This window comes from Cellulosimicrobium sp. PMB13, from assembly GCF_051294865.1.
GTDB lineage: Bacteria > Actinomycetota > Actinomycetes > Actinomycetales > Cellulomonadaceae > Cellulosimicrobium.
In genome coordinates, this window is record NZ_CP145910.1 from 1376030 (window position 1) to 1400127 (window position 24098).

Annotated in this window: 16 protein-coding genes and 1 tRNA gene; 12 read left to right on the forward strand and 5 right to left on the reverse strand. The window is 73.3% G+C overall.

The features are described from left to right. Positions 1–119: 119 nt before the first annotated feature. From V5D56_RS06410 to V5D56_RS06425, 4 genes are all read right to left on the reverse strand, one after another. Positions 120–4076, reverse strand: a complete 3957-nt coding sequence (locus tag V5D56_RS06410) for a discoidin domain-containing protein (RefSeq protein ID WP_435738217.1) — start codon at positions 4074–4076, stop codon at positions 120–122. A gap of 228 nt (positions 4077–4304) precedes the next feature. Further along, entirely contained in the window at positions 4305–5207 is a 903-nt protein-coding gene (locus V5D56_RS06415; RefSeq protein WP_435738218.1) for a carbohydrate ABC transporter permease, read from the reverse strand. Beyond that, positions 5204–6106, reverse strand: coding sequence for a carbohydrate ABC transporter permease (locus V5D56_RS06420; RefSeq protein ID WP_435738219.1), 903 nt, complete (start codon positions 6104–6106; stop codon positions 5204–5206). The genes V5D56_RS06415 and V5D56_RS06420 overlap by 4 nt, the downstream gene beginning before the upstream one ends. Positions 6107–6246: 140 nt before the next feature. Beyond that, positions 6247–7539, reverse strand: coding sequence for an ABC transporter substrate-binding protein (locus V5D56_RS06425; RefSeq protein WP_435738220.1), 1293 nt, complete (start codon positions 7537–7539; stop codon positions 6247–6249). A gap of 371 nt (positions 7540–7910) precedes the next feature. Here V5D56_RS06425 and V5D56_RS06430 point away from each other — a divergent pair, with 371 nt between their 5' ends. The 10 genes from V5D56_RS06430 to V5D56_RS06475 all read left to right on the forward strand — a co-directional run bounded on the left by V5D56_RS06430 (position 7911) and on the right by V5D56_RS06475 (position 22676). Continuing rightward, positions 7911–9029 carry an ROK family transcriptional regulator gene (locus V5D56_RS06430; RefSeq protein WP_251152255.1) on the forward strand — a complete coding sequence of 373 codons (1119 nt, stop codon included), beginning with the start codon at positions 7911–7913 and terminating at the stop codon, positions 9027–9029. Beyond that, a complete protein-coding gene (locus V5D56_RS06435) occupies positions 9026–10150 on the forward strand; it encodes a substrate-binding domain-containing protein (RefSeq protein ID WP_435738221.1) in 1125 nt (374 codons plus the stop codon). The genes V5D56_RS06430 and V5D56_RS06435 overlap by 4 nt, the downstream gene beginning before the upstream one ends. Further along, complete coding sequence (locus tag V5D56_RS06440) at positions 10147–10917, forward strand: ATP-binding cassette domain-containing protein (protein ID WP_435738222.1); 771 nt, start codon at positions 10147–10149, stop codon at positions 10915–10917. Before V5D56_RS06435 ends, V5D56_RS06440 begins: the two co-directional genes overlap by 4 nt. Beyond that, positions 10914–12134 (forward strand): sugar ABC transporter permease, encoded by a 1221-nt coding sequence (locus V5D56_RS06445; protein ID WP_435738223.1) that lies wholly within the window; start codon positions 10914–10916, stop codon positions 12132–12134. Before V5D56_RS06440 ends, V5D56_RS06445 begins: the two co-directional genes overlap by 4 nt. 3 nt (positions 12135–12137) lie before the next feature. After that, positions 12138–13235, forward strand: coding sequence for a LacI family DNA-binding transcriptional regulator (locus V5D56_RS06450; RefSeq protein ID WP_435738224.1), 1098 nt, complete (start codon positions 12138–12140; stop codon positions 13233–13235). 35 nt (positions 13236–13270) lie between these two features. Further along, positions 13271–13864, forward strand: a complete 594-nt coding sequence (locus V5D56_RS06455; RefSeq protein WP_435738225.1) for a hypothetical protein — start codon at positions 13271–13273, stop codon at positions 13862–13864. Continuing rightward, entirely contained in the window at positions 13846–15024 is a 1179-nt protein-coding gene (locus tag V5D56_RS06460; RefSeq protein ID WP_435738226.1) for an OmpA family protein, read from the forward strand. Before V5D56_RS06455 ends, V5D56_RS06460 begins: the two co-directional genes overlap by 19 nt. A 179-nt stretch (positions 15025–15203) precedes the next feature. Then, the gene (locus V5D56_RS06465) at positions 15204–20624 is read left to right on the forward strand and encodes a GH92 family glycosyl hydrolase (protein WP_435738227.1); all 5421 of its coding nucleotides are present in this window, start codon (positions 15204–15206) and stop codon (positions 20622–20624) included. Between the two features lie 146 nt (positions 20625–20770). After that, the gene (locus tag V5D56_RS06470; RefSeq protein ID WP_435738228.1) at positions 20771–22090 is read left to right on the forward strand and encodes an AGE family epimerase/isomerase; all 1320 of its coding nucleotides are present in this window, start codon (positions 20771–20773) and stop codon (positions 22088–22090) included. Between the two features lie 127 nt (positions 22091–22217). Continuing rightward, positions 22218–22676: a GNAT family N-acetyltransferase gene (locus V5D56_RS06475; protein ID WP_435738229.1), complete on the forward strand. Its 459-nt coding sequence runs from the start codon at positions 22218–22220 to the stop codon at positions 22674–22676. Positions 22677–22936: 260 nt separating this feature from the next. On the opposite strand, the gene V5D56_RS06480 is transcribed toward V5D56_RS06475, so the two are convergent. After that, a tRNA-Gly gene (locus V5D56_RS06480) sits at positions 22937–23007 on the reverse strand. Between the two features lie 114 nt (positions 23008–23121). Here V5D56_RS06480 and V5D56_RS06485 point away from each other — a divergent pair. Both V5D56_RS06485 and V5D56_RS06490 read left to right on the forward strand, forming a co-directional pair. Further along, positions 23122–23691, forward strand: coding sequence for an NINE protein (locus tag V5D56_RS06485; RefSeq protein ID WP_435738230.1), 570 nt, complete (start codon positions 23122–23124; stop codon positions 23689–23691). Between the two features lie 37 nt (positions 23692–23728). Next, on the forward strand, positions 23729–24085 hold the full coding sequence (locus V5D56_RS06490; protein ID WP_435738231.1) for an iron chaperone: 357 nt from the start codon (positions 23729–23731) through the stop codon (positions 24083–24085). Positions 24086–24098: the final 13 nt, after the last annotated feature.

Below are 24098 nucleotides of genomic sequence, written 5' to 3' on the forward strand. Positions count from 1 at the left end.
CCGAGGCGGGTTCGATGACGGAGGTCACCCGTCGTGCGGGCCGGTCCTGACGCGACCGAACCCGGGGTCCCCCGTCACCGGACGACGGTGACGGGCGACCCCGGGTTCGGCAGCGCAGGTCAGCCGCAGGCCGGCCTCTCGTACGACGCGCTCGCGACCGTCTCGCGCTCGTCGGTGGCGTCGCTCGGGCGCACCGTGACGGTCGCGCTGCCCGCGGGTGCGTCCGCCGCGCGGACGGCGAACGACTGGTACGCGTTCTTCCCGGGCACGACGTGCGTGAACGTCCGCGAACCGAACGGTGTGGCGACCTCGATGTCGAGGGCCGCGTCGTCGTCGTTGACCACGCGCACCGCGACGTACGGCTTCCCGGCCACGCAGCGCACCTCGGCCGTCGTCGTCACGGCGACCGGCGCCGGGAGGTCGGGGTCGCCCGCTCCGGGGGCCAGGACGCGCAGCGTGGCGAGCCCGGGGTCGCCGTCCGCCCACGACGTGCTGAGCGCGACGTACCGTGCGGTCCGGTCGACGGCGAGCGAGCCGCGGAGCGCAGGACCGCCGAGCGTGCCCACGTCGGTGAACGTCAGCCCGTCGTCGCTCACCGAGACCACGGCGTCGGGTGCGCCGTCGGCGTCCCAGGTCGTGACGACGGAACCGATCTCGCGCGGAGCCCCGAGGTCGGTGACCATCCGCCCGTCCGCACCGGGTACCCAGGCCGTGGCCGGGTCGCCGTCGACGGCCAGCGACGGCGACGTCATGCCCTCGGGCAGCACCGACGCGGGGAACGTGAGCGTGCTCAGCGCGTGGTCCGCGACGGGGAACGGTGCCGCGTCCGGGAAGCGCACGGTCGCACCTGACGGCGAGACCGGGGTCGTGCGGACCTCGCCCGTCTCGGTGTTGCGCACCTCGACCGACGCGGAGCCGCGCTCGACCGAGATGCGCACCGTCCGCGCGTCGGGCACCGTCGCCGTCACGCCGCCCGTCACACCGACCGGCGCCGCGTGCTCGGCGGACAGCGTGGCCCGCGGTGCCAGGACGACGGCCGAGCCCGCCGGCACGGTGACCTCTACCGCCGAGGAACCGTCCCCGACGACCTGCGTCCCGGCGTAGAGCGTCACGTCGGACCCCTGGTGGGGGACCGTGACGGTGGTCGTCACGTCCGACCCCGAGAGGTTGAAGGCCGTGAGGTACCCGTCGAGCGTGCTCACGAGCACGTCCGCGGCATCGGCGGTGGCCTGCGGCGCGGCGGCCCGCGCGGCGGTCGCCGACGCGTCGCCGGGCAGCATCTCGACGAGCCGGGGCCCGGCCCCGCCGTCCGCGAGGCGCACGACGTGGCGCGTGGCGGTCGCCCGCGAGACGGTGATCGGGGCCTCGGAGCCCCGCACGACGAAGCCCGCCGTGCCCTCGACGTTCAGCCAGTCCCCGGAGCTCTCGAGCACCTGGTCGCCGGTGTACCGGAAGCTCGCGGCGTCGTGCCACGTCGTGCCGTCGAGCGACGTCTGCACCCGGTACTCCTGACCCGCCGCGGACTCCCAGCCGAGCTGGACCTGCGCGACGTCCACGGCCGCGCCGAGGTCGACCTGGACCCACGAGTCAGGACGCGTGCGGTCGTCCCGCGACACGGCCCACCGGGTCGTCGCGCTGCCGTCGGTGACGGCACCCGCGCCGTTGCTGCCGTCGGCGCTCGACGCGCTCGCCGGACGGCCCGCCGCGAGGTCCGTGCCCGCGGGGGAGAACGCCCGCAGGTGGTACAACGAGTAGCCGTACTCGGGGTTGCCCCGCACGCCCTGCATGCGCACGTAGCGGGCGGTCACCGGGGCCGGCGACGTCGCGCCCGCGGGGACGAGGTCCACGGTGTCGAGCCGCGCCACGTTCACGTCGGCGGGTGCCTTGCCGTAGGCGGTCGCCGTCGTCCAGGTGACGCCGTCGGTCGACGTCTGGACGAGGTAGCGCGCCCCGGCGCTCGCCTCCCACGCGAGCCGGACGCCGCCGACCGTGGTCTGCTCGCCGAGGTCGACCTGGATCCACGAGTCGGGACGGGTGCGCTCCGCGACGGCGACGGCCCAGCGCGTGGTCGGGTTGCCGTCGGTCACGCGGGAAGCGGTGCGGCCGTTCCCGGCGTCCTGGCTCGACGCCGTGGCGGGCCGACCCGCCGCGAGGTCGACCGGGGACGCGTCGTCGGCGCCGTAGGCGTGGAACGCGTGCATCGAGTAGCCGTACTGCGGGTGGCCCTGCTGCCCGAGCATCCGCACGTAGCGCGCGGTGACCGGCTCGAACGTGAGGTCGTCGACGCGCGCGGCCCGGGCGTCCGCGGGGTCGGCCGGTCGCGTCACCGGGAGCGACGCCGTCGTCTCGCCCTCGGCCGTCGTGTAGGTCCGCGAGCCGTCGAGACCGGAGTAGCCGTCCATGTCGAGGTTGCGCACGGACAGGCTCGCGTCGTCGGCCCCTGCACCGGTCGAGGCGTAGAGCGCCGAGCCCGTGGGCAGCGTGACCTGGCCGGCGTAGCCGGCGCCGATCCGGAACACCGACGACGTGCCCTCGAAGCCGTCGCGCGGCTCCGTGTACGTCGCGACGGTGCGGTCGTCGACCGTCGCGCCCGGGGTCGGGTAGAGGAACGGGGTCGAGCCGGACACGTGGAACAGCCACGAGTCGTGCCCGGGCACCCACGGGAACTTGACGAAGCCCTTGCGGCTCCCGGCCGCCGCCCACGCCGTACCGCTCTGCTGGACCGTGAGGCCCGGACCGGCGCCGAAGTCCCGCACCCCGGCGAGGCCCGCGAAGAACTCGTCCTCCGGCGTCGGCTCGACCGGTCCCTCCGGGGACCCGGCCGCCTCGACGTGCAGCAGGTAGGAGATCGCGATCTCGGCGCGCGCCTCGGGCTCGTACTTCGGCTCGCCCGAGAACTTGGTGAGGCGGTACTCGGGCGCGTAGCCCTGGTAGTCCTCGAGCGCGGCGGCCAGGCCGGCCTCCGCGCGCGCGGCGTCGGGGTCGCGCAGCACCTGGCCGAGGAAGGCCATGGGCAGCACGTCGCGCCCGTAGAGGAACTCGCGGTCGTTCACCATGGGCATGAACGGCTCGCCCTGCTCGGACATGACGAGCTTGATCGACTCCCACAGCTCCGCCGAGTTCGGCTGCCGCGTGAGGATCTCGGGCAGGGGCTCGTCGTGCAGGAGGAAGTGGATCGCGTTGCGCGCGCCCGACCGCCAGATGTCCGACTGGTAGTGCGGCCCGAACGAGCCGTGGTTCTCGACGAGGTACGTGTCGTAGATCGTCTGCATCGTGTTGGTCGAGACCGCCTTCCCGGCCACGACGGCGGGGTTGTTGCGGTCGGCGGTCGGCTGTCCCGCGGCGTTGCGTCCCCAGTCGCCGAGCTGCTCGTCCCACCGCGTGGCGTCGGGGTCGCCGGGCGCCCACGCGAGGCCGGGCGCGAGGGCCTGCGTGTACACGCCGGCCTCCTCCTGCGCCGTGTCGCCGACGTGCTTGCCCGTCGGCCAGTCCGCGGTCCAGCTCCCGGACAGCGGGTCCTTGCCGAAGTCGAGGTCGGCCGTGTAGCGCGACTGCTCGACGGCGATCGTCGAGAGGTTCTCCCGCGTCGCCTCGTCGAGCTCGTCCCACATCAGCCGCCCCGCGGCGAGGAAGTACGACTGGAAGGTCGAGTCCCAGAAGAGCTTCTTGCCCCACGTCCCGGCCGGGTCGACGAAGCGGTTCGTCGCCGCGTAGTGCTCGATCGTCGCGACCGTCTGCGCGCGCAGCTCGGCCTCCGGGACCCCCGCGATCTCGGCGTCGTACTCGCCGTGCGTGAGGAGCACCGCGTTGCCGAGGACGACGGCGAAGTTCATGTCCTTCGCCTGGTAGACGCCCGCGGCGTCGTCCCACACGGTCTCGACCCAGTTGGTGTGCCGCAGCAGCGCCTCGTAGTAGTCGGCGGCGATCGCGTCGGGTGCGCCGTGGTCGACGGCGGCGTCGGCGCTGGTCTCGCCGTGCGCCGCGGACGCGGGGACCAGCAGCGTGCCGGTCAGGACGGCGGCGAGCAGCGCGGCCGTCCGTCGTGCGCGCGGTGCGCGCGTGGTCGGTGTCGTCATCGACATCCTCTCGTCGGTCCCGTCGTCGGCGACGGGCGGAGATCGGGGCAGGGCCACCTGAGGGAGACGGCCGGGGGCGGGCGGTGACAGCGCTATCAGCATACGGTGCGCGGGCCGTGCTCGAAAGCGCCGAACCGGGGTCGTGCGTCACCAGAACGCTCTGGTGACGCACGACCCCGGGATCCGCACCCGCGGTGCGCCCGCGCGCGCGGTGCTCGGTCGGGGGCGTCAGCCCTTGACCGAGCCGGACATCAGGCCCCCGACGAAGTACTTGCCGAGGAGGATGTAGACGACCAGCGTGGGCAGGGACGCGAAGAGCGCTCCGGCCATGGACACGCCGTAGTTCTGGAGCAGCGCGCCGTTCGCCAGGTTGTTCAGCGCCAGGGTCACCGGGCCGTTCTGGCTGGAGGAGAAGAACACCGCGAAGAGGAAGTCGTTCCACGCCGAGGTGAACTGCCAGATGAGCACGACGACGAACGCGGGGACGGAGATCGGCAGCACGACCGACCAGTACGTCCGCAGCATGCCCGCGCCGTCGACGCGCGCCGCCTCGATGAGCTCGTGCGGGATCGTCTGGTAGTAGTTGCGGAAGATCAGCGTCGTGATCGGGATGCCGAAGACCACGTGCAGCAGGATCAGCGTCGGGACACCGCTCGGGATGCCCAGCCCCAGCACGAGCTGGTTGAGCGGGATGATCACGGCCTGGTACGGGATGAACATCCCGAACAGGATGAGCGTGAAGACGAGGTTCGCGCCCTTGAAGCTCCAGCGCGACAGCACGAACCCGTTGAGCGAGCCGAGGAACGCCGCGATGATCGACGCCGGGACGACCATCTGCAGCGTGCGCCAGATGGCGGGAGCCAGCGAGTCCCACGCCGCCCGCCAGTTGTCGAGCGTCCACACCTCGGGGAGCGCCCACGCGCGCGCCGGCGACGCGTCGCCCGCGCCCTTGAAGCTCGTCACGAGGAGCACGTAGACCGGGATGAGCACGATGAGAAGGAAGACGACCAGGGCCGCGTAGCGCAGCGTGCGCCCGACGGAGAAGCGCTCGCGGCCGCGCGGGGGGCGCGTCTCGCGGGGCGTGCCGACGACGTCCGGAGCCGGGACCGCCGGTGTGGAGGTGGTGGTCATCGCTTCTCCTGACGGTTGGTGCGGACCAGGTAGGGCACGATGACGACGGCCACGATGACGAGCAGGATCGACCCGACGGCCGCGGCGCTCGCGTAGTCGAAGCTCGACTTGAAGACGTACATGTCGACGGCGGGCACCTTGGTCTGGTAGTTCGCCGGCTTCGAGATCGACATGATGAGGTCGAACGCCTTGAGCGACATGTGGCCGATGATGATGAGCGCCGACAGCGCGATGGGCGACAGCTGCGGGAACAGCACGTGGCGGTACAGCTTCCACTCGCTCGCGCCGTCCATGCGCGCCGCCTCGCGGAGCTCCTCGGGGATGCCGCGGAACCCGGCGAGGAACAGCGCCATGACGTACCCGGAGAGCTGCCAGATCGCCGGGATGGCGATCGCGGTGATGCCCCAGGTGACGTTGTTCCACCAGTTGTTCTGCAGGAAGTCCAGGCCGACCATCTGGAACAGCCGGTTGAGCCCGCTCGCGGCCTCGTCCTGGTTCGAGTTGAGCAGCCAGCGCCACACGACGCCCGAGGCCACGAACGACACGGCCATCGGGAACAGGTAGACCGAGCGGAAGATCCCCTCGCCGCGCAGCGGCTTGTCGAGGAGCCACGCCCACAGGAAGCCCATGAGCATGGTGCCGACGAGGAACACCACGGTGTACAGGACGAGGTTCTTCAGCGAGTGCTGGAACGCCTCGCTGCCCAGCAGGTCGGTGTAGTTCTGGAACCACACGACGACCGACGGCTTCTGGCCGGTCGCCTGGGCGGCCGTGTGGTTGTCGGTGATCGAGGTCTGGAAGTTCGCGCCGATGAGCCCGTAGACGAAGATGCCCACGAGGATCAGCGAGGGGGCGAGCATGAGCAGCGCGGGGCCGGCTCGCCGCAAGGACTTGAGCATGGTTGGACTTCCCGGGTCTGGGGACGTGCGTCGGGTCGGTCGACGCGCGCCGGCCGTGCGCCGTCGGAGGCTGAACCCCGACGGCGCACGGCGGCTCGCGCGACGGGTGCGGGCCCGCGCGGGGCCCGCACCCGAGGGCGTCAGCCCTGCGCGGCGGCGAGCTCGGACTGGAAGGCCGCGAGGTCGGACCCGCCCGAGGTGAACTTGCTCGTCGCGTCGGAGATCGCGTTGAGCGTCGCGACCGGCGCGGCGGCACCGTGCGCGAGCGAGGACACGATGGTGTCCTGACCGAACGACTCGATGGCCGTCTGCTGGTACTCGGAGAACTCCGACGGGTCGGTGTCCGTGCGCGCCGGGATGGAGCCCTTGGCCTGGTTGAACGCGACCTGGCCCTCGAGGGAGCCGACGGTCTCGAGCCACGCCTTGGCGCCGTCGGGGTTCGGCGCGCCCACCGGGAGGGTGAACGAGTCGGCGAGGAAGTCGAACACGCCGTCGGTGCCCGGGACGGGGAACGCGGTGAAGTCGGTGCCGAGGGCCTTGTCCTGCTCCTCGAACGCCGCGACGGCCCAGTCGCCCATGACGTTGAACGCGGCGTTGCCGTCGATCACCATCTGGGTCGCCTCGGGCCAGTCGAGCCCGTCACGGTCGGTGTTGGTGTAGCCCATGAGCGTCTCGAACTTCTCGAGCGCGCCCGTGACCTCGGCGCCCTCCCAGTCGGTCGAGCCGTCCCACAGCCCGTTGTAGGACTCGGCGCCGAGCTCCGCGAGGAGCACGGTCTCCAGCAGGTGCACCTGGGTCCAGGTCGTGGCGACCGACAGCGGCGTGACGCCCGCGGCCTGGAGCTTCTCGAGGTCCGCCATCCAGGCGTCGAGGTCCGCGTACTCGGCCGCCGGGTCGAGACCGTTGTCCTCGAGCACGGTCGGGTTGGCCCAGACCACGTTGGCGCGGTGGATGTTCGACGGGATCGAGTAGATCGCGCCGTCCTCGGCCGTGACGCGGTCGATCAGGTCGGCCGGGAAGACGTCCGTGAGGCCGAACTCGTCGTACAGGTCGGAGACGTCCTCGATCTGAGCGGCGTCGATGTAGTCCTGCAGCTCCGCGCCGGCGTGCGCCTGGAACGTGTCCGGCGGGTCCTGCGCCTGGAGGCGGGACTGGAGGAGGTCCTTCGCGGCCGAGCCGGCGCCGCCGGCGACCGCGCCGTTGATGAACTCGGTGTCGGGGTGCTGCTCGCCGAACACACCGACGAGGGCGTCGAGGCCCGCCTTCTCGGAGCCGGCCGCCCACCAGGTGAAGACCTCCACCTCGTCGCCGCCGCCGCTGCCACCACCGTCGGTGTTCTCGTCACCGGAACCGCCGCCGCTGCACGCGGCGAGTGCCAGACCCACGAGGGCGGCACCGGCCACCGTCGCGCTCGTCCTGCGAGTGATTCGCATCGTGTCTATCCCTACGCCTTCTTTGGTGTCGGGGGCCGGCGGGCAGACGGGGGAGGTCCACGTCGTCGGCCGGGCGCATCGGTGCGCCCTCGAACCCGAGCCCCATACAACGTCGGTCCGGCCTTGATGTCAAGAAGTGAACGCAAGCGACGCCGATTCGTGATCTTTGCGTCAGGGTGTGTACTCAACCAGGAAGGACGCCAGGGGGCGCCGTAAGTTGACAGCGCTGTCGATGCGAGGATAGACCGTCCTGACTGCACCGTCGACGCGCAGGCCGGCGGTGGCCCGGCGCTATCCTTGCCGCTGTGCGCGCTGACCGGGTGACCCCGGGCTCGCAGACTTCACTGCGTGAGGCCAACCGAGCCCGGATCGTGAGCGCCGTCCAGCAGCGTGGCTCCCTCACGCAGATCGAGCTGGCCGGCGTCACGGGGCTGTCCCCAGCCACCGTCTCCAACATCGTCAAGGAGCTCACGGGTGCGGGCGTCCTGCACACGTCGCCGTCGACGCGCAGCGGGCGGCGCGCGCTCCAGGTCACGCTCGCGCGCAACCTCGGCCTCGTCGCCGGTGTCCACTTCGGCACGCGCTCGCTGCGCGTCGCGCTCGCCGACGCCTCGATGCGGGTCCTCGCGGACCAGCGCATGCCGCTCGCGCCTGACCACCGTGCCGACACCGGCCTCCAGCGCGCCGCGATGCTCGTCGAGGAGATGGTCGCCTCGGTCGACGCCGCGCCGGGCGAGCTGCTCGCCGTCGGGGTCGGGGTCCCGGCGCCCGTGGACGTGCGCACCGGCCGCATCGCGACGGTGGGGATGCTGCGCGGCTGGGACGGCGTGGTGGTGCCCGAGCTGCTCGAGGCGGAGGTCGGCGCGCCCGTGACCGTGGACAACGACGCGAACCTCGGCGCCCTCGCCGAGACGCGTTTCGGTGCGGCGCAGGGCCACGACGCGGTCGCGTACCTGCGCGTCTCGCACGGCGTGGGCGGCGGGCTGGTGCTCGGCGGCCGCCTCGTCCACGGGCGTGGCGGGGTCGCGGGCGAGATCGGGCACGTGACGATCGACGAGAACGGGCCCATCTGCCGGTGCGGCAACCGCGGCTGCCTCGAGACGTTCGTGGGCGCGAACGTGCTGCTCGGCATGCTCTCCGAGAGCCGCGGCCACCTCACGCTGCGCGACGTCATCGCCCGCGCCCGCGAGGGCGACCCCGGCTGCCGACGCGTCCTGTTCGACGCCGGGCAGCACCTCGGCGTCGCCGCGGCGAACCTGTGCAACCTCGTCGACCCCGAGATCGTCGTCGTCGGCGGGCAGCTCGCCGAGGCGGGCGAGATCCTGCTGGGGCCGCTGCGCACCGTCCTCGAGCAGCGCACCGTGCCGAGCACGGCCGGACCGGTCGAGGTCGTCGCGTCCGCGCTGGGCTCGGCGGCCGAGGTCCGGGGCGCGCTCGCCGTCGCGCTCGACACGGCGCGCGTCAGCGGTGCGCTGGGGGTGGGGGCATGAGCCGCGGGCACGGGGTCCCGGGGCCCGCACCGCGTCGTCGGACCCGGGCGCTCGCGGCGCTCGCCGCGGTGACGCTCGCGCTGGGCGCGGGCTGCGCCGTCGACCGGGGTGCGGAGCAGTCCGGACCGTCCGAGGGCACGATCGGGCTCTTGCTGCCCGAGGCGAAGACGGCCCGGTACGAGACGACGGACCGGCCGACGTTCGTGGCCGTGGTCGAGCGACGCTGCCCCACGTGCGAGGTGCTGTACGCCAACGCCGCGCAGGACGCGGCGAACCAGCAGCAGCAGGCCGAGTCGATGCTCGCGCGCGGCGCGGACGTCCTCGTGCTCGACGCCGTCGACACGGTCGCCGCCGTGAGCGTCGTGGCGGAGGCGCAGCGCCTCGGGGTGCCCGTCATCGCCTACGATCGCTTCGTCGCCGACGCGAACTACTACGTGTCGTTCGACAACGAGCTCATCGGCTACCTCATGGGGGAGGCCCTGGTCGGCGCGGTCGAGGCCCGCACCGAGGAGGACCCGCCCGCGGAGGGCCGACCGGGGGTGCTGCTCGTCCAGGGGTCGCCGACCGACCCGAACTCCGCGGCGCTCGCCGCGGGCGCCCACCGCGCTCTCGACGGAGAGGACATCGACGTGCTCGCCGAGTACGACACCCCCGACTGGAGCCCCGACAAGGCGACCGAGTGGGTCGAGGGCCAGCTCACCCAGTACCCCGGCCGCGTCGACGGCGTCTTCGCCGCGAGCGACGGCATCGCGGGCGGGGCCATCGCCGCGATGAAGGCCGCGGGCCTCGACCCCGTGCCGCCGACGACCGGGCAGGACGGCGAGCTCGCCGCAGTGCAGCGGGTCATCTCGGGCGACCAGTACATGACGGTCTACAAGGCGACCACGCAGCAGGCGCGCACCGCCGCCGAGCTCGCGGTCCGGCTGCTGCGGGGGCAGGACCCCCGCGCCACGGCCGTGATCGACGGCGTGCCGAGCCTCCTGCTCGCGCCGCGTGCCGTCGGACCCGACGACGTCCAGCGCGTCCTCGTCGACGGCGGCGTCTACACCGTCGACGAGATCTGCACCCCGTACTACGTCGAGGCCTGCGTCGACGTCGGCCTGCTGGAGGCGGCCTCGTGAGCGAGCCCCAGCCGGTCCTGTCCCTGCGCGGCGTGTCGAAGAGCTTCGGCGGCGTGCGCGCGCTCGTCGACGTGGACGTCGACGTGCACGAGCACGAGGTCCTCGCCGTCGTCGGGGACAACGGCGCGGGGAAGTCGACGCTCGCGGGCGTCGTCGCCGGCGCGTTCCGCCCCGACACGGGGCAGGTCCTGCTCGACGGCGAGCCCGTCGCCATCTCGTCGCCGAAGGCGGCCCGCGAGCTGGGGATCGCCGCCGTCTTCCAGGACCTCGCGCTCGTCGACGACCTCGACGTCGTCGAGAACCTCTTCCTCGGGCAGGAGACGGTCCACGGACCGTTCCTCGACGAGGTCGCGATGGAGCGCGAGGCGTGGGGCCTGCTGGACCAGCTCGCCGCGACCGTGCCGTCGGTGCGGCTCCCCGTCCGGGCGCTGTCCGGCGGGCAGCGCCAGGTCGTCGCCGTGGCGCGCGCCCTCCTGGGGGCCCCGCGCGTGCTCGTCCTCGACGAGCCGACGGCGTCGCTCGGCGTGCGCCAGACCGCCGAGGTCCTCAACCTCATCGAGAAGCTGCGCGAGCGCGGCCACGCCGTCGTGCTCGTGAGCCACCAGGCGGGCGAGCTGCAGGCCGTGGCCGACCGCATCCTCGTCCTGCGGCTCGGGCGCGTGCACGGCGAGTTCGCGGGCGACACGTCGTACGAGGACCTGCTCGCCGCGATGACCGGCGCCGTCCGTCCGGGCCGACCGGGTGGCCCGAGGGCGGTGCCGCGATGAGCGTCCCCGGCCCCACGACGGGCCTTCCTCTCGACCGCGCGGGCGACCGGCACGGCACGCTCTCGGGGTCCGTCGTGCAGCGCGTGCGCGGCGCGCACCTCGGCATGCTCCCGATCGTGGGCGCCCTCCTCGTCATCTGGGCCGTCCTCGGCGTCATCAACCCCGCGTTCCTCTCCGCGGAGAACCTCGTCAACCTCACCCTCCAGAGCGCCCCGACCGGGATGATCGCCCTCGGCGTCGTGCTCGTGCTGCTCGTGGGGCAGATCGACCTCTCCGTCGGGTCGGTGAGCGGTCTGGCCGCGGCCGTGCTCGCCGTCGGGACGGTGAGCCTCGGGTGGCCCGTCGCGCTCGCGATCCTCGCGGCGCTCGCGGTGGGCGTCGTCGTCGGTCTCGGGTACGGGGCGCTCTCGACGCGCCTCGGGCTGCCGTCGTTCGTCTTCACCCTCGCGGGCCTGCTCATGCTCGCCGGCGTCCAGCTGCGGGTCCTCGGGCCCAACGGGTCGATCAACCTCCCCTTCGAGTCGTGGCTCGTGCGGACCGTCCAGCAGGGCTTCCTGCCGCAGCCCGTGGCGTGGGCCGTCGTGGCGGTGGTGGTCGCCGGGTATCTCGCGGTCCAGGTCGTCGACCACGTGCGCCGGGTGCGCGCGGAGCTGCCCGCGCCGGGCGCGGCGCGCATCGCGGTGCGGACCGGCGTCCTCGCCGTCGTGCTCGCCGGGACCGTCGCGTACCTCGGCACGGCTCGCGGTGTCGGGTACACCGTCGTGCTGTTCGTCGCGCTCGTCGTCGTGGTCGACGTCCTGCTGCGGCGCACGCGGTGGGGGCGCTCGGTGCGCGCCGTCGGCGGGGACCGGCGGTCGGCGCTGCTCGCGGGCGTCGCCGTGCGCCGCACGGTCGTCTCGTGCTTCGTCGCGTGCTCCACGTTCGCGGCCCTCGGCGGCGTCCTCGCTGCCGGCCGGCTGGCCGCGGCGAACCAGGGCACCGGTGGAGCGGACACGTACCTCACGGCCATCGCCGCCGCGGTCATCGGCGGCACGAGCCTCTTCGGCGGGCGGGGCAGCGCGTGGTCCGCGCTGCTCGGCGTGCTCGTCATCCAGTCGATCGCGAACGGCCTCACGCTGCTCAACCTCGACACGGCGACGCGGTACATCGTGACCGGAGCGGTCCTGCTGCTCGCTATCGTCGTCGACATGCTCATCCGCGGTCGACGAGAGGTCTAGACGATGGTGCTGCAGGGGGAATCCGGAGCGGGTGCGACGACGTCGCGCGGCGGGAGGCGCACGCCCGGTGCGCGCGGTGGCCGCCGTCCGACGCTCGCCGCCGTCGCCGAGCTCGCGGGCGTGAGCCTCAAGACGGCCTCGCGCGTCCTCAACGACGAGCCGAACGTGGCCGCACCCACGCGCGAGAAGGTGCAGGACGCGGCCCAGCGGCTCGGGTTCCGCCGCAACGCCGTCGCGGCGGACCTGGCGCGCGGCGGCTCGTCGCGCCTCGTCGGGTTCGTCACCGGCGACCTCGCCAACCCGTTCTACTCCGCCCTCGCGAGCGGGATCGAGCGCGAGCTGCGCCACCACGGCCTCCAGCTCATCACGACGAGCTCCGACGAGGACCCGGAGCGCGAGCGCTCGCTCACGGAGGCGCTCGTCGAGCGTCGGGTGGGGGCGCTCGTCGTGACGCCCACGGCCACGGACCACTCCGCGCTGCAGCGCGAGCTCGACGGCGGCCTCCCCGTCGTCTTCGTCGACCGCCCGGCGCAGGGGGTCGAGGCCGACACCGTGGTCATCGACAACCGCGGCGGGATGCGCGACGCCGTGACGCACCTCCTCGCGCACGGCCACCGCCGCATCGCGCTCGTGGGCGACGAGTCGAGGCTGTGGACGTTCCAGGAGCGTCGCGACGAGTTCGTCGCGACGCTGCGCGGAGCCGGGGTCGAGTCGCCGCAGCACTACGTCCGCGACGGCGCGCACGACGCCGACCTCGCGCGCGCGTTCGTCACCGAGCTGCTCGCGCTCCCGGAGCCGCCGACGGCCCTGCTCACGGCGAACAACAAGATCACCGTGGGTGCGCTCCAGGCGCTCCGCGAGCACGCGGGCGGCGCCGGAGCGGCGCCGGTCGCCCTCGTGGGCTTCGACGACTTCGCGCTCGCGGACCTCCTCGACGTGACCGTCGTCGGGTACGACGTCGTGGAGATGGGCCGCAAGGCCGCCGCGCTCGCCGTGTCACGCTCCGAGGATCCCGACCTCCCGCCGCGGCTCGTCGTCGTGCCGACCCGGCTCGTCGTGCGCGGGACGGGGGAGGTCCCGGCCCCGGGGTCGGACGGCTGACCGTCGGCCCCGGCCGATCCGCTACCCTCCGGGCCATGACGAGCCCACGACGCCACCGTCCGCAGCCCGCCGTCCTGACCGGGGGCCACCTCGGCCGTCCGACGGTCGTCGTGGCGGCGGCCGTCGTCCTGGGGCTCGCGCTCGGGGGGTGCTCGGGCGACGACCCGGCCGAGGCGCCGACCCCGGTCGTCGTCGGCGCGACCGAGTACGAGCCGATCCTCGAGACGCGGCTGCCCGTGCCCGGCTCGGCCGAGGACGAGGTGACGGTCGGCCTCGTGTCGCTCGTCGCCGAGGGGTCGACGGTCGAGCTGCGGGTCCTCCTCACGCCGCACTTCGTGGAGGACGACCCGGACCGGCCCGAGGAGCACTCGGTGTACGACATGCTCGGGAGCCACCACGACCCGTGGCTGCTCGACGTCGGCTCGCTCACGCGGTACGACGTCGTCTCCGCGCCGGGCAAGGACATGGCCACGGACGTCGTGTACGCCCAGACCGCCAACGGCCACCCCCTGCTCTACCAGGCATGGTTCCCCCGGCCCGAGGGCGACCCCGCGACCGTCGACGTCCGGCTGCACGACGCGTGGCCCGCGTTCGAGGACGTGCCCGTGACGTGGGAGGCGACCGAGTGACGCGCCGACGCCGGGCCGCCGGGTCGGCCCTCGCCGTGACCGTCGCCGCCGGGCTGGTGGCCGCGGCGTCGCTCGCCCCGGCAGCCGCGTCGACCGAGGACGGGTCGACCGGCACCGGGTCCGACGAGGCCGCGTCCCTGCCCGGGATCGACCCGGTCACGGTCGAGGACCTCGGCGGGGAGCCGTCGCGCGAGCTGCTCGACCAGGCCGTGACGCGCTTCGACCCGGGCGTCGCGAGGACGTTCGAGCTCGAGGGCGCGGTGACGTCCTTCGAGTACGTCGAGGTGTTCGAGGAGGAGGTCGTCGTCACGCTCGAGACCGACGTGCTCTTCGAGGTCGACTCCGCCCAGCTCTCCGCGGCTGCGGTCGAGCGCGTGCGCGAGGTGGCGAGCGAGCTGCCGGCGGACGTGGTCGCGAGCGTCGTGGGCCACACCGACTCGGTGGGGGAGGAGACCGCGAACCAGGACCTGTCGCTGCGGCGCGCGCAGGCTGTCGCCGACGCCGCGTCCGCCGAGCGGCCCGACGTGACCTTCGCCGCGGAGGGCTTCGGTGAGTCCCGGCTCAAGGTGGCGGAGAGCGGTGACGACGTCGCGAACGCGCGCGCCCAGAACCGCCGCGTGGAGCTGCGCTACTCGGGCTCGACGCCCGGGGGCGCGACGCTGGAGCGCGAGGAGCAGGACCTCGAGCCGGTCACGGCGCCGTACGTCGCCGGGGACGGTCCGCGCGTCGAGCTCGTCGAGGACACCGAGACGGTCGCGGCGGAGGTCGTGACGCTCCCGTCGGAGGACGGCGGCGAGGAGCAGGTCCGCGTCGGTGTCGAGCCGATCGTCGTGCGGGGCTCGACGATGCGGCTGCGGCTCCAGCTCACGCCGCTCGGTCCGGTCGGGGGCGACGAGGACCGGATCACCGTCTACGACATGACGGCGGGCGAGCTCCACCCGCGGGCGGTGGACCCGTACCGGCTCGTGTCCTACGAGCCGGTGACCAGCCGCGGTCTCGAGCTCGAGACCGACCAGTTCGGCGCGAGCACGGCGGTCGGCGGGACGGTGCGCTACGAGGTGTACCTGCCGCGTCCGGTCGACGAGTCGATCTCCGCGCTGTACGTGTCGGTGCTCCCGACGTGGCCCACATTCGAGGACGTCCCGGTCGTCTGGGACTGAGCGCGGCACCCCGCACCTGCCGGGACGGGGTGGGACGCGGGTCGCGCGCACGGCCGTCCGTTGACACAGGTGCTCCGGGCGCATAGGTTCGCCCTGCCCCTGACAGCGCTACCCCCTGCGCGCTGTCAGGGGCACCCGCTCAGGCTGACAGCGCTGTCGATCGAAGGAGATCGCTCGTCATGACCCCACTGCACCGGGCGCGCCCCGCGCGCCGACCCGTCGGCAGGCCGAGACCCCTCGGCATCCTGATCGCCGCCGCCCTGACCGTCCCCCTCGCCGTCCCGCTGGGCGCGGCGACGGCGCTGCCTGCCGCAGCCGCCGAGCCCGGCGACTTCGCGACGTCGTTCGAGCAGGGCGACGCCGCGCCTCTCGCCAGCACCGTCGCCGAGCGCGACGGCGCACCGTGGCAGACCAACATCGGTTCCTTCACGAGCGGGCTGCCCGGCAGCGTGCTGGGGAAGGTCAAGACCGTCACCGCGAGCGCCCAGAACCTGCCGAACGAGGGCGCGGCGAACCTCGCCGACGGCAGCTCGGGCACCAAGTGGCTCGCGTTCGCCCCGACCGGCTGGGTCGCGTACGAGTTCACCGAGCCCGTGTCGTTCGGCGCGTACGCGCTCACCTCGGCCGACGACGCGGCAGGCCGCGACCCGAAGACGTGGACCATCGAGGGCTCGAACGACGGGTCGACGTGGACGCCCCTCGACCAGCGCGCGGAGGAGGACTTCCCGCAGCGCCAGCAGCAGCGGGTGTTCGAGCTCGACGCGCCGACCGCGGCCTACACGCACCTGCGCCTCACCGTGACCGCCAACTCCGGCGACCCGCTCGTGCAGCTCGCCGGCTGGGACCTCTCGGCGGACCTCGGCGCGGGCCCGAGCGCGGCGCCCATGACCACGAAGGTCGGGACCGGCCCCCGGGTCAACTTCACCAACAAGGCGGGCGTCGGCTTCACCGGCCTCGCCTCCCTGCGCTACGACGGCTCGCACCTCGCGGACGGCCCGGCGAGCGCGACGAACGTCCTCTACGACGACGTCGACGTCGCGGTCGGCGAGGACACGCGCCTGAGCTACACGATCTTCCCCGAGCTCCTCGACGACCTGCAGTACCCGTCGACGTACGCCGCGGTCGACCTCCTCTTCACGGACGGCACGTACCTGTCCGACCTCGAGGCGCGCGACGCGCACGAGACCGTCGCGACGGCGCGTGCCCAGGGAGAGGGCAAGATCCTCTACGCCGACCAGTGGAACTCCGTGCGCGTCGACGTCGGCGAGGTGGCCGAGGGCAAGACCGTCGACCAGGTGCTGCTCGGCTACGACAACCCGGGCGGCGAGGCCGGCACCCGGTTCGCGGGCTGGCTCGACGACGTCGCGCTCACGGCGCAGCCGGAGACGATCGACGGCTCGAGCCTCGCCAACTACGTCGACACGCGCCGCGGCACGCTGTCGAGCGGCAGCTTCTCGCGCGGCAACAACATCCCCGCGGCCGCGGTCCCCAACGGCTTCAACTTCTGGGTGCCGATGACGAACGCGTCGTCGCAGAGCTGGCTGTACGAGTACCAGAAGGCCAACAACGCGAACAACAAGCCCGTCCTCCAGGGCCTCGGCATCTCGCACGAGCCGAGCCCGTGGATGGGCGACCGCAACCAGCTCGCCTTCCTGCCCGCCGCCGGCCCTGCCACGGGCGCGCCGACCGGCACGCTCGCGCAGCGCGGGCTCGAGTTCGACCACGACGACGAGACGGCGCGGCCGGACTACTACGGCGTGACGTTCACCAACGGCAGCGCCCTCGAGGTGGCACCGGCGGACCACGCCGCGGTGCTGCGTTTCACGTACCCGGGCGACGTCGGGCACGTGCTCGTCGACAAGGTCGACGCCACCTCGAAGCTCTCGTTCGACCAGGCCACGGGAACGCTCTCCGGGTGGGTCGAGAACGGCTCGGGCCTGTCCGTGGGCCGCTCCCGCATGTTCGTCGCCGGCACCTTCGACCGTAGTCCGACGGCGGTCGGCAGTGCCGCGGGGAACCGCGCCGACGCGCGCTACGCGACGTTCGACACGTCGTCCGACGACACCGTCGAGCTGCGCGTCGCCACGTCGTTCATCGGCCTCGACCAGGCGCGCAAGAACCTGGCCCAGGAGGTCGACGGGAAGTCGTTCACCGAGGTCAAGGCCGCGGCGACCGACGCCTGGAACGACCGCCTGGAGGTCGTCGAGGTCGAGGGTGCGAGCGAGGACCAGCTCGTCACGCTCTACTCGAACCTCTACCGCCTCAACCTGTACCCGAACTCGCAGTTCGAGAACACGGGCACGGTCGAGGCCCCGGTCCACAAGTACGCGAGCCCGGTGTCCCCGACGTCGGGCAGCGCGACGGACACGACGACGAACGCGAAGGTCGTCGAGGGCACGATCTACGTGAACAACGGGTTCTGGGACACGTACCGCACGGCCTGGCCGGCGTACTCGCTCCTGTACCCGGAGCTCGCGGGCGAGCTGATCGACGGCTTCGTCGAGCAGTACCGCGACGGCGGCTGGATCGCCCGCTGGTCCTCGCCGGGCTACGCGGACCTCATGACCGGCACGAGCTCGGACGTCGCGTTCGCCGACGCGTACCTCAAGGGGTCGCTGCCGGCCGACGTCGCGCTCGAGGCGTACGACGCCGCGATCAAGAACGCGTCCGTCTCGCCGCCGAGCAACGCCGTGGGCCGCAAGGGCCTCCAGACGTCGCCGTTCCTCGGGTTCACGCCGGAGTCCACGCACGAGTCCGTGTCGTGGGGCCTGGAGGGCCTGATCAACGACTTCGGCATCGGCAACATGGCCGCGGCCCTCGCCGAGGACCCGGCCACGCCGGACGAGCGTCGCGAGACGCTGCGCGAGGAGTCCGCGTACTACCTCGAGCGCGCGACGCACTACGTCGAGCTGTTCGACCCCGAGGTCGACTTCTTCGTCCCGCGCCACGCGGACGGCGAGTTCGCGGTCGACCCGGAGACCTACGACCCCGAGGCCTGGGGCGGCGGCTACACGGAGACGAGCGGCTGGAACTTCGCGTTCCACGCCCCGCAGGACCCGCAGGGCCTCGCCAACCTGTACGGCGGCAAGGAGGGCCTCGAAGCCAAGCTCGACGAGTTCTTCTCCACCCCGGAGCAGGGCGCGGGCAACGGCGGCATCCACGAGCAGCGCGAGGCGCGCGACGTCCGCATGGGCATGTGGGGCATGAGCAACCAGGTGTCCCACCACATCCCGTGGCTGTACGACGCCGCGGGCGCGCCTTCCAAGACGCAGGAGAAGGTCCGCGAGGTCACGCGCCGCCTGTTCGTGGGCAGCGAGATCGGTCAGGGCTACCCGGGCGACGAGGACAACGGCGAGATGTCGTCGTGGTGGATCTTCGCCTCCCTCGGCTTCTACCCGCTGCAGGTCGGCTCCGACCAGTACGCGGTCGGCTCGCCGCTGTTCGACAAGGCCACCGTGCACCTGCCCGGCGGCGACCTCGTGGTCAACGCCGAGAACAACTCGGTGGACAACGTCTACGTGCAGTCGCTCGCGGTCGACGGCGAGGCCCGTACCTCCACGTCGCTCTCGCAGGCGGACCTCTCGGGCGGTGCGACCCTCGACTTCGTCATGGGTCCGGAGCCGTCCGCGTGGGGCACGGGCGAGGACGACGCGCCGCCGTCGCTCACCGAGGGCGACGAGGTGCCGGAGCCGGTGAAGGACGCCACGGCGTCGGGCCTCGGCACGACGACCGTCACCGACGGAGACGCCTCGACGAGCGCCGCGGCGCTCACCGACGACACGTCCGCGACCCGCACGACGTTCGACACCGCCACCCCGACCATCGCCTGGGAGGGCAACGGCATCCGGCCGACCGTCGGCACGTACACGCTGACCTCCGGAGCGAGCGGGACGGCGTCGCCGTCCGCGTGGACCCTCGAGGGCTCCGACGACGGCGAGACGTGGACGACGCTCGACGCGCGCTCCGGCGAGCAGTTCCGCTGGGCGCTCCAGACGCGGCCGTTCACGGTCGCCGAGCCGGGCGCGTACGCGCACTACCGCGTCGTCGTCACGGCGTCGGCCGGGGAGGGCGCGCTCTCCCTCGCCGAGGTCGAGCTGCTCGCGGACCCGTCCGAGTCCGGGGCCACCGAGCTCACGCTCAACGCCGCGGCGGACCGCGACGCGGTCACGGGTCGCGAGGTCACGGGGACGTTCGCCACGCTCACGGGCGTCGACGACGCCGAGGGTCTGGACGTCTCGGTGACGTTCGGCGACGGCACCGAGCCCGCCGCTGCCACGCTGGTGCAGGGCGCGTTCGGGTCGTGGTCGGTGCAGGCCGCGCACACGTGGACCGCTCCGGGCGTCTACCCGGTCACGGTCACCGTGACGCCGGAGGGCGGGGAGCCCGTCACGGCGACGTCGTACGTCACCGTCGCGCTGCTGCGCGAGGGCTCGCTCCTCGGGGCCTTCGACAACGTCTGCATCGGCGACCCGGGCACGACCGTCGGCTCGTGCGACGGCCAGGGCGTGTTCTTCGACCGCACGCAGCTCGCGGCGAAGGGCTTCGTCCAGGGCGAGCGCGGGTCCGTCCCCGGCACCGACCTGCAGTTCGACGTGCCCGCGGTCCCCGCGGGCGAGCCGGACAACGCGACCGGTGACGGCCAGACGATCGAGCTCGACGTCCCCGCGGACGCGGAGCAGCTCTCGGTGATCGGGACGGGCACGGAGAAGAACCAGCAGGCCTCGGGCACGCTGACCTTCGACGACGGCTCGACCCAGGCGATCGACCTGAGCTTCGGCGACTGGTCGGGCGCGGCCCGCAACCCCGTGTTCGGGAACATCCCCGTGGCCGTGACGGACAGCCGCCTGCGCGGCGGCAGCCCGCAGACCGGTACGCCCGCCGCGTTCTTCGCGACGGCGCCGATCACTCTCCCCGAGGGCAAGCGACCCGTGAGCATCACCCTCCCGGACCAGCCGGGCGTGCTCGAGCGCGACGGCCGCATCCACGTGGTCGCGGTCGCGCACGACGGGACCTTCGTGGAGCAGCCCGCGCTCGAGGTGACGGCTGCGGACGGCGTGAGCGTCGCCGTCGGGCAGGAGACCGGCACCGTCCTGGCGACCGTCACCGGCGGGCGCGAGGGCGCGGAGCTCCGCGCCGCCATCACGTGGGGCGACGGGTCCGACGTCACGGCCGGTACCGTGGCCGACGGTCAGGTCACGGGCGCGCACGCCTACGCAGAGGCCGGGACGTACACCGCGTACGTCGTGGTCGACGACGGGTGGACGAGCCAGGTGGTCGAGGTCCCCGTGACCGTGACCGACGCCGAGCCGTCCCTCGCGATCGACGTCACGGCGACCGCGCGGTGCCTCGCCGGCACGGCGTACGTCGCGGTCCGCGCGACGAACGGGGAGGACGTGCCGGTCGCGATCCGGCTCGTCACACCGTTCGGCACCAAGGCGTTCGCGGCCGTCGCACCGGGAGCGAACGCCTACCAGTCGTTCGCCACGCGGGCGACGTCGGTCGAGGCCGGCACCGTGACGGTCGAGGCCGTGCGCGGAAGTGGCGACGAGGAGGTGACGGTGTCGATCGACGCGGAGCACGCCGCGCTGACCTGCGGCTGAACGGCCGCCTGACGGTCCGGAGGTCCGGCCCGTGAGGTGAACGAGCACCATCGGCGGTGCCCCGGGATGATCGTCCCGGGGCACCGCGCCGTCCAGGCACCGCGCCCGGACGGCACCCATGCACCCAGCACGAGAAGGACCAGCAGATGACCGAGCGCCCGACCGACCAGACCGCGCCCGCCGCCGACCGCACGGCCGACCGCACGGCCGACCGCACGGCCGACCGCACGGCCGACCTCACGCGATGGCGTCGCGACCAGCTCGCGGACCTCCTGTACTTCGGCGCGGCCTCCCTGCGGTCGGACGGCGCCGCGCAGTGGCTCGACGACGACGACGTCCCTGACGTCACGCGGCCGGTGCACACCTGGATCACGGCGCGCATGGCGCACGTCTACGCGTTCTCGTCCCTGCTCGGCGTCCCCGGCGCGGGCGAGCTCGCGGACAAGGCGCTGCGGGGACTGCGGGGCGTGCTCGTCGACGCGGAGTACGGCGGCTGGGTGTCCTCGCGCGGTCCGGGACCTCGTCCCGGCGACCTCGCCGCGACGGAGGAGGGGTCGGTCGACGGGACCAAGAGCGCGTACGCGCACGCGTTCGTGGTGCTCGCCGCGGCGTCGGGAACGATCGCGGGCCGCGAGGGGGCGCGCGAGCTGCTCGACGCGGCGCTCGCCGTGCTCGACGAGCGGTTCTGGGAGCCCGGGCCCCGCATGCATGCCGACGAGTGGTCGCGCGACTGGTCCGCGCTCGACGAGTACCGAGGGGTCAACGGCAACATGCACGCGGTCGAGGCGCTGCTCGCGGCCCACGACGCGACGGGCGACGCCGAGTGGCTCGACCGCGCCGTGTCGATAGCGGACCGCGTCATCGGCTGGGCGAGCGAGAACGCGTGGCGCATCCCCGAGCACTTCGACGCGGGCTGGAACCCGCTGCCGGACTACAACGCCGACCGCCCGCGTGACCCGTTCAAGCCGTACGGGTCGACGCCGGGGCACGGGCTCGAGTGGGCCCGTCTCCTGCTCCAGGTCGACGTCGCGGCCGGCACGGCTGGTGCGCGCACCGAGGCCGCGGTCGCGCTGTTCGACCGCGCCGTCGCCGACGGCTGGGACGGCGAGCACGGTGGCGGGTTCGTGTACACCGTCGACTGGTCCGGGGTGCCCGTCGAACCGCGCCGCTACCACTGGGTCGCGGCCGAGGCCGTGGCCGCGGCCGAGGTGCTCGGCCGGGTCACGGGGGAGTCGCGCTTCGCCGAGGTTGCCGCGGGCTGGTGGGCGTGGATCGACCGGTTCCTCGTCGACCCCGAGCGCGGCTCGTGGCACCACGAGCTCGACACGGACAACCGGCCCGACGGCGTCACGTGGGTCGGCAAGCCCGACGTCTACCACGCGGCGCAGGCCGTCATCCTGCCGGACCTCCCGCTCACGGGATCGCTCGCGGCGTCGGCCAAGGCGGCGGGCCAGATTCTCGGCTGAGGCGTTCCGCCGAACCCCGGGTTGTGGGTCAGGAGCTCCGCCGAACCCCGGGTTGTGCCGCGATCACGGGGCTGATCGGGGCACAACCCGGGGTTCGGCGCGTCAGGTGGACCGCTAGGGTGCCGGCGTGACCTCTGACACGACCGTCCCTGCCGCGACGGCGCGCCTCACGCTCGTCGACCTCGGCGCCGACGACCGTCGCTGGGACGCGGCGCTCCCCGTGCTGCAGTCTCTGCGCCCGCACCTCACGGCGGACCTGCTGCGGCAGGTCCTGGCTGACGACGTCCCCGGTCCGCGCTTCCTCGCGGCGTTCGACGGCGACACGTGCCTCGGCGTCGCGGGCTGGCGCGTGCTCGCGAACACGAGCGCCGTCCGCAAGCTCCACGTCGACGACCTCGTCACGGCGCCCGAGGCGCGCTCCCGCGGCGTCGGCGCAGCGCTGCTCGCCGAGCTCGAACGACGCGCGCGCGACGTCGGGTGCTCGGCGCTCGACCTCGACTCGGGCGTGCAGCGGTTCGACGCCCACCGCTTCTACCTGCGCGAGCGCCTGAGCATCGTCGGGCACCACTTCGCGAAGGCCCTGTGACGTCAACCCTCACGAGGTTCACCATTCTCGATGAGGGTGACAGCGACGTCGGACCTGCCGGACGCGGTCGTCGCCGAGGGCAGTGCGCCGTCGTCTCTGAGGGCGCGCGGTGTCGAGATCGACCCGTGCGTCGTGAGATCGACCCACCGAGGGTCGATCTGGGAGCGCCTGGGTCGATCTCGCGGTGAGCCGCCGAGAACGTCCGGCGTAGCAGGACGACGAGAGCCCCGCACCTCGTGGTGCGGGGCTCTCGTGCGCTGAGCGGGTGACGGGAATCGAACCCGCGCTATCAGCTTGGGAAGCTGAAGTTCTACCATTGAACTACACCCGCGCGGCGCTGGTGGCGCTCGCCCCGGCCTCTCTGGGAGGATCCTCGGCGAACCAGCGCGCGCCCCGATCATAGCGGACGACGCCGGGGATGCCAGCACCGCTCCGAGGAGGCGCCTTGTCCCAGAACCCGTACCAGCAGCAGCCCGACCCGCAGGAGGGCACGCCCTACGGCGCGCCCGCCGCGAGCGAGGACCAGGGCGGGCCCGCGTACGGGAGCCCGGCGCCGTCGTCGGGCACGCCGCCCACCCAGCCGTTGCCGCAGGGCTACGGGCAGCCCGTCCCGCAGGACCCCGCCTACGGACCGCCCGCGGGCCAGCAGGCCTACTCGCCGCAGGGCCAGCCCGGCCAGCCGTACGGGTACCCGCCCCAGGGCCAGCCCGGTCAGCCCTACGGCTACCCGGGTGGCTACGGCTACGACCCGAACCTCGACCCGAACGCGAAGTCGCGGCTCGCCGCGGGCCTGCTGGGCATCTTCCTGGGCAGCCTCGGCATCCACCGCTTCTACCTGGGCTACACCGGCATCGGGCTGACGATGCTCCTGGTCTCGATCATCGGCGCGCTGCCCACGTTCGGGCTCGCTCCCGCCGCCGTGTCGATCTGGGGCCTCGTCGAGGGGATCCTCTACCTCACGGCGAAGCAGGGTTCCTACGCGGTCGACTCGACGGGTCGTCCGCTCCGGGCGTGACCTGGAGGGGACCAGCGACGAGGAGCGAGACACCGCCATGACGACCGCGACCGACCACGACGCCTACATCGCCGCGGCGCCGGAGCCCTTCCAGCCCTCGCTGACCCGGCTGCGCACGCTCCTGTCCCGCGCCCTGCCGGGGGCGGACGAGATCGTCGCCTACGCGATGCCGGGGTTCAGCATCGGCGGCACGGTCGTCGCGAGCTACGCGGCGTTCAGCAGGCAGTGCGGGCTGTACGTGCTCCCGGGCGCCGTCTCCGCGCACGCCGACGAGATCGCGGCCGCCGGTCTCAGGGCGACCAAGACCGGCATCACCTTCTCGCCGCGCGCGCCGATCCCGGACGACCTGGTCGAACGGCTGGCGCGGTCGTCGCGCGAGGCGGCCGGGGTCTGACGGCTCCCTGCCG